Here is an 832-nt window from a genome sequence, read left to right as displayed (position 1 = left end):
CGCCCCCGGGCTCCGCGACGCCCCCGGGCTCCGCGACGCCCCCGGGCTCCGCGACGCCCCCGGGCTCCGCGACGGCTCCGGGCCCCGCGACGGCCCCGGCCGCTGTGGCACCCGCCGTCACGGACAGGACCAGAAGAACAACCAGCAGACGGCGCAAGGCCGTTGAGGGCGATGGTGAGGGAGACGACATGCGAGCCGATCGTGCCACATCGCACGGACGGTACGCCCCCGGCCCTCGCAAGCGAGGGGGCACGCTCCGCTTCGGCGGGCGTCACCCCTGAAACGGCTGCCCCTGCCGCGCACGGCGGGCCGGCCGCGGCGGAGCGCCCCCACGACCCCGGGTGATCCACCGGGCGGGCACCGGGGCCCGGCCGACGCGGGGGCGGGCTGCTCCGAGTGGAGCCAACGAGTGGTGGACGTCCTGTCCCCGCCGGAGGCTGGCGTACGCAGTGCCCGCCGGCCGACGCGGCCGCGGGCGACGTCACACGGCGCGTTCCCCGGCCCTGGGCGGGCCGGGCGGCCGGCGTGACCGAGACCTGGGAGAGACGGGATCACATGACGGAACACCACAGCGGAACGGACCCCCGGCCACCCCTCCGAGGGAGCGACGGGACCGGACCCGGACGGACAATGCACAGGCGTGCCTGGCGGCGTTCCCGGGCCGCGCGCACCGGGAGCACCCTGGTGGCGGCCGGGCTCGCCCTCCTCGGGACGCTCGGCGCGACACCGGGCAGCCCCGTGTCCCCGCCGGGGCAGGGACCCGCGCCGGGAGCACCGCCGCGCTTCGTGCCCGCGCCCTGCCCGGACACCCCCGAGCCCATCCCCGGCCGGT

The 832-nt window shown here is 78.8% G+C and carries 1 pseudogene; it reads left to right on the top strand.

Features of this window, described 5'->3' with window-relative positions:
• Positions 1-630: 630 nt before the first annotated feature.
• Positions 631-832: pseudogene (locus M8J73_RS43595) on the top strand (hypothetical protein); the annotation flags it as partial.

Origin of the sequence: Streptomyces neyagawaensis, from assembly GCF_023516595.1 — a bacterium.
Lineage (GTDB): Bacteria > Actinomycetota > Actinomycetes > Streptomycetales > Streptomycetaceae > Streptomyces > Streptomyces neyagawaensis.
This window is presented reverse-complemented; position numbering and strand designations above follow the sequence as displayed.